We start from the raw sequence: 4632 nt of genomic DNA, 5'->3' as shown, positions 1-4632 counted from the left end.
TTTGCGCCAGTGACCCGCCGCACAGGCGGGTTTTTCGTTTGATGCTCCGTCAGCCAACGCGCAAGCGGAGACTCCGAAGGGACCCGTTAACCCGAAATCCGTTGCCCTGGCTGCCGACGTCGGGACTGGACGGGAGCAGCCATCACGTGCAGAAAGTTCGTCATGCCCCGTGTCATCAAGCATCCAGAACTCAGGCGAGAAGAACTTCTGGATCATGCCCAGACCCTGTTCCTGACCCAAGGCTATGACAAAGCGAGCCTCAATGACGTGATTGCGTCCGCCGGCATCTCGAAGGGTGCTTTCTATCATTACTTCCCCTCCAAGGAGGCTCTCCTGGAGGCATTGGCCGATCGCTTTGCAAAACAGGCACTGGCTGGGGTCCAGGACATACTCCACGATCCCGGCCTCGACCCGCTTGGCCGCCTGAATGGCCTGCTCAGCCAGTCGCGGCGGGCCAAGATCGAAACCGCGCCGGAAGCTTGGGCTCTTTTCGAGACGATGTTCCGGCCTGAGAATCTGGTGCTTTTCCACCGTATCAATCTGGCCGCCAGCGCGTCGTTTTCACCGCTGCTGGTCAAGGTCATCAGGCAAGGAATCGAAGACGGCACCTTCAGGACCTTCGATCCGGAAGGTGTCGCCGACATCGTCATGCAATTCGGCATGGCCACGCGTGATGTCGTCGCCAAGGCCATTGCCGGCGGCAGCGACGCCGACATGGAGGCCGCGATCGAAGTCCTGGAGAAACGCGTCAGGCTCTACGAGATCGCCCTCGACCGCATACTGGGCCTGCCCGATGGAAGCATTCGGATCGGCGAGCCCGGCTATGTGCGCACCGTCATGACCGCCAGGCGGCGAACGAGTTCCGGCAAGGCGCGGTAGCTGGCCGAGCCTGATATCTAGTCCTTGTCCCAGCGCGGCCGGCGCATCGAAAACACCTCGTCGACGCTGGCATAGTCCATATAGCCGAGACGAGCGACATTGCCGGCCTTGGTGATGTCGAACAGGCCGTCCGTCAGGAAGGCGTCGTCGATATGCACGCCGACCACTTCACCGGCGACGATAACGGCACTTGTCGGCGACCCGTCCAGGGCCTTTGGCCGAAAAACTTCAGTCACCCGGCATTCGAGCGCGGCCGGCGCTGCCGCCACGCGCGGCGGGGCGACCAGGCGCGACGGCGCCATGGCAAGATCGGCATAGACGAACTCATTGACGCCGCGCGGAGCATTGACCGACGTGCGGTTCATCTTCTCCGCGAGATCGCGGCTGACCAGATTGGCCACGAACTCGCCGGTTTCCTGGGCGAAGGAGGCGCTGTCCTTCTCGCCTTCGGAGGAGAACCAGACGATGAAAGGCCGCGTCGAAACGGCATTGAAGTAGGAATACGGCGCGAGGTTGATCTCACCAGCCCTGTTCAGTGTCGAAATCCAGCCGATCGGACGCGGCGCCACGATCGCCTTCGAAGGGTCGTGCGGCAGGCCGTGGCCCTTTGAAGGCTCGTAGAACATTCAGCCGACCCACGGCCCCGAATAGTCACTGTACAGCTTTGCCGGATCGGGCCGGGGCCGCTCCGGCGCCGGGCCGGCATAGGAGCCGATATGGATGAAGCCGATGACCCGCTCCTGCGGCGCCAGCCCCAGCAGTGCCCTGCCCTCCGGCACATCCGAATACCAGTTGCTGATCATGTTGGTGCCAAAGCCCAGCGCGTTGGCTGATATCATCAGGTTCATCGCCGCCATGCCGCCCGACAGGAACATTTCCCATTGCGGGATTTTTGGATTCTCCCTGGGGACAGATACGACGCCGATCACCAGCGGTGCGCGCGAGAACCGCGCCAGTTCCTGATTGCGGCGGCCCTCCGTCAATGGGCCCTCCCGCTGCTCGGCAAGTGCTGCCAGTTGCCTGCCGATCTCGACGCGGGCGTCGCCACGGTAGAGGATGAAGCGCCAGGGCTCCAACCGGCCATGATCGGGCACCCGGGAGGCAGCAGTGATCATTGTCGCGATCTCCGCATCGCTCGGCGCCGGCTCCTTCAGATCTGGAATCGGTGCGGAGTTTCGGGTCAGCAGGAAGTCGATGATCGGCGACGCCATGGGCGCAAGTCTCCTGGACATTCTGTTTTGAGCTGAAGCGCACCATCGGGGATTCGGGCGGCTCGGGCATTGGCGCGGGATACGCCGGACGGAAGAGTCGTATCGGTCGGACTCTTAAGCCTTGAAATTGCCACCGCCATGGGCTTCAACGCAAGGCATGTTTGAGGGGACTGTCCGTCTTTTCCTGGTCTGGCTCGGCGCCCTGCTGTTCATGGCGCCGGTTTCGTTCGCCATGGCGCAGAATGTCGACGGTGTCAGCGACCTGAAGCTTCCGGGAATTTCGAGCTACGCGACGCCGAAAGGCGAGACGTCACTGGCGCTGAGCGGCGGCGGTGCCATCACACTCTCTGCCCAGTTGACCGACAAGGGTTCCGACATCACGCGCGGCATCGTCTGGCGGGTCTTCAAGCCGGAAGCCGTCAACGGCAAATTGCCGATGGTCGCCTCCTCGCATGGCGGCACCGCCGTCTTCCAGCTCGAGCCCGGCAGCTATCTGGTTCACGCCTCCTACGGCCGGGCCGGCGCCACCAAACGCATCACTGTCGGCAAGGACGCCAAGCGCGAAAGCCTCGTGCTCGATGCCGGCGGCCTCAAGCTCGACGCCGTGCTGTCCGGCGGCGTGCGCATTCCACCGAAGAAGCTGCGCTTTTCGATCTACGAGGGCACTGCCGAGGCCAATGGCGACCGCGCGCTGATCATTCCCGATGTCGAGCCCAACAGCGTCGTGCGGCTCAACGCCGGCATCTACCATGTCGTCTCGACCTATGGCGCGGTCAATGCAGTCATTCGCTCCGACATCCGCGTCGAGGCCGGCAAGCTGACCGAAGCCACCGTCGAGCATCACGCCGCCGAGATCACGATGAAGCTGGTGCGCGAAACCGGTGGCGAGGCGATCGCCGACACGTCCTGGTCACTGCTCAACGAGTCCGGCGATCCGATCAAGGAAACCGTCGGCGCTTTCGCCTCGATGGTGCTGGCCGAGGGCGACTACACCATCATCGCCAAGAACCGCGACCGCATCTACCAGAAGGATTTTACGGTCGTGGCCGGGCAGAACCAGGAAATCGAGGTTCTGGCCACCGAGGCCGCGGCGATGGATCCTGAAGAAGGCGCGGATTAGTTCGCAATCCACCAGAAGAATCAGGTGTCTGCGTCATCCTCTGAACCAGCAGGATAATCCTGTCCGCCGTAGAGCACGCGCAGGATGACCACGGTGTCACCGTCGACCCGGAAAACGATCGACACGCGGCGTTCAAAGCCGACGATGCGGACGCCGGGGCCAACAGTGTCGCGCACGGTCCCGCGCTCCGGGAAGTTGGACAGCGCCATGCACGCGGCCTCTATGCGGTCGACATAGTCGTCGGCACGTCTGCTCCCGCTGTCGTTTTCGATGTAGTCGTAGATGGCGAAGAGGTCGGCTTGAGCCGCCGGTCTGAAGACGACCTTATGTGTCAAGCTTGGAGGCCTTCATGCGGTCCGCATGATGGGCGCGCAGCGCTTTGAAGACGTCTTCTGCCGGGATGTCCGGACGCGGGTCGTCAAGGGCTTCCTGGACCTTGGCGCGCATAATCGCGGTGATGGTCTGCTCTTCGCGGTCGAGGGCGCGCAGCGCGGCGCGCATCACCTCGCTGGCGGAGTCGTAGGCACCCGACGCCAGGCGTACGTCAACGCTGGCCTGCTGGCGGCCGAGGGTCACGGTGATCGGTTTGCTGGTTCTCATGGCAAGCTCTTTCCTTGCCCTAATATAGCGCATGACATTACAGTGTCATACTATTTTTCTCAACGGCCAGCCAAGACTCGGCCCTGTGAGCCGGACGTTTATTGTTCAAGCCGCCAGTTCGGTCCGCGCCGGCAGGAACGGGATCCGGCGGCGTGGCAAAGCTGGCGCCAGGTCGAACACGCCGCGATGGAGGCGGTCGAGCAAGGCCTTGCGGTCGCGCAACGGCTCCAGTTCGCTCCAGCTCAGCACATCGCCGACGCGCACGTCGATCGCCTTGCCCGACAGCCGCGCGAATTCGTGGATGAGCAGCGATGTGCGCAGCGTCAGCGAGGCCTTGCCGACGAACTTGGCCACCCGGCCGTCGCGCTCGGCCATGTTCATCGGCCCGCTGACAAGATGGAACAGCCTGCCGTTCTGCCCGGAAAAATGCATCGGGATGACCGACGCCCTGGCGTCCTGGACGAGGCGGGCCGGAAACATCTTCCACGGCAGATCGCGCGCCCGGCCAAAACCCTTTGGCGCGGTGGCGACACCGCCGGCCGGAAATACCACGATGGTGACGCCCTCTTTCAACAGGCGCACCGCTTCATGGCGCACGGCCATGTTGTTCTTCAGCGCATCCTTGGTCTCCGAAAAGTCGATCGGCAGCGAATAAGGCTCCATCTCGCGGATCTTGAGCAGATCCTTGTGGATCATCACCCGGAACGGACGGCCGAGCTGCTCGGCCAGCGACAGCACGGCGATACCGTCACCGATGCCGAACGGATGATTGGCGACGATCACCAGCGGCGTGTCCGGCAATTGCGCGGGCGGCCACTGATC

At 63.2% G+C, this 4632-nt stretch carries 7 protein-coding genes; 2 read left to right on the top strand and 5 right to left on the bottom strand.

Annotated features, from left to right (window positions below; genetic code table 11):
• The first annotated feature begins 162 nt into the window (after window positions 1–162).
• The gene (locus EN994_RS18630) at window positions 163–879 is read left to right on the top strand and encodes a TetR/AcrR family transcriptional regulator (RefSeq protein ID WP_063167879.1); all 717 of its coding nucleotides are present in this window, start codon (window positions 163–165) and stop codon (window positions 877–879) included.
• 17 nt (window positions 880–896) lie between these two features.
• Here EN994_RS18630 and EN994_RS18625 read toward each other — a convergent pair whose 3' ends face one another.
• Complete coding sequence (locus tag EN994_RS18625) at window positions 897–1505, bottom strand: flavin reductase family protein (RefSeq protein WP_127307713.1); 609 nt, start codon at window positions 1503–1505, stop codon at window positions 897–899.
• On the bottom strand, window positions 1506–2090 hold the full coding sequence (locus EN994_RS18620; RefSeq protein WP_024505355.1) for a nitroreductase: 585 nt from the start codon (window positions 2088–2090) through the stop codon (window positions 1506–1508).
• A 157-nt stretch (window positions 2091–2247) separates the two neighbouring features.
• Here EN994_RS18620 and EN994_RS18615 point away from each other — a divergent pair, with 157 nt between their 5' ends.
• A complete protein-coding gene (locus tag EN994_RS18615; RefSeq protein ID WP_013531974.1) occupies window positions 2248–3210 on the top strand; it encodes a hypothetical protein in 963 nt (320 codons plus the stop codon).
• 20 nt (window positions 3211–3230) lie between these two features.
• On the opposite strand, the gene EN994_RS18610 is transcribed toward EN994_RS18615, so the two are convergent.
• The 3 genes from EN994_RS18610 to EN994_RS18600 form a co-directional block, all read right to left on the bottom strand.
• Window positions 3231–3545: a type II toxin-antitoxin system RelE/ParE family toxin gene (locus tag EN994_RS18610; RefSeq protein ID WP_063167878.1), complete on the bottom strand. Its 315-nt coding sequence runs from the start codon at window positions 3543–3545 to the stop codon at window positions 3231–3233.
• On the bottom strand, window positions 3535–3810 hold the full coding sequence (locus tag EN994_RS18605; RefSeq protein WP_063167877.1) for a type II toxin-antitoxin system ParD family antitoxin: 276 nt from the start codon (window positions 3808–3810) through the stop codon (window positions 3535–3537). The genes EN994_RS18610 and EN994_RS18605 overlap by 11 nt, the downstream gene beginning before the upstream one ends.
• Window positions 3811–3915: 105 nt before the next feature.
• Window positions 3916–4632 (bottom strand): lysophospholipid acyltransferase family protein (locus EN994_RS18600; protein WP_127307712.1); only part of this gene is annotated, 717 nt, incomplete at its 5' end.

It is taken from the genome of Mesorhizobium sp. M7A.F.Ca.CA.002.09.1.1 (genome assembly GCF_003998555.1).
Classification (GTDB): domain Bacteria; phylum Pseudomonadota; class Alphaproteobacteria; order Rhizobiales; family Rhizobiaceae; genus Mesorhizobium; species Mesorhizobium ciceri.
This window is presented reverse-complemented; position numbering and strand designations above follow the sequence as displayed.

Bases quoted from the DNA above. Each gene is read 5' to 3' on its own strand.
- EN994_RS18620 (WP_024505355.1), bottom strand. From the start codon at position 2,090: ATGGCGTCGCCGATCATCGACTTCCTGCTGACCCGAAACTCCGCACCG.
- EN994_RS18605 (WP_063167877.1), bottom strand. From the start codon at position 3,810: ATGAGAACCAGCAAACCGATCACCGTGACCCTCGGCCGCCAGCAGGCC.
- EN994_RS18630 (WP_063167879.1), top strand. From the start codon at position 163: ATGCCCCGTGTCATCAAGCATCCAGAACTCAGGCGAGAAGAACTTCTG.
- EN994_RS18615 (WP_013531974.1), top strand. From the start codon at position 2,248: ATGTTTGAGGGGACTGTCCGTCTTTTCCTGGTCTGGCTCGGCGCCCTG.
- EN994_RS18625 (WP_127307713.1), bottom strand. From the start codon at position 1,505: ATGTTCTACGAGCCTTCAAAGGGCCACGGCCTGCCGCACGACCCTTCG.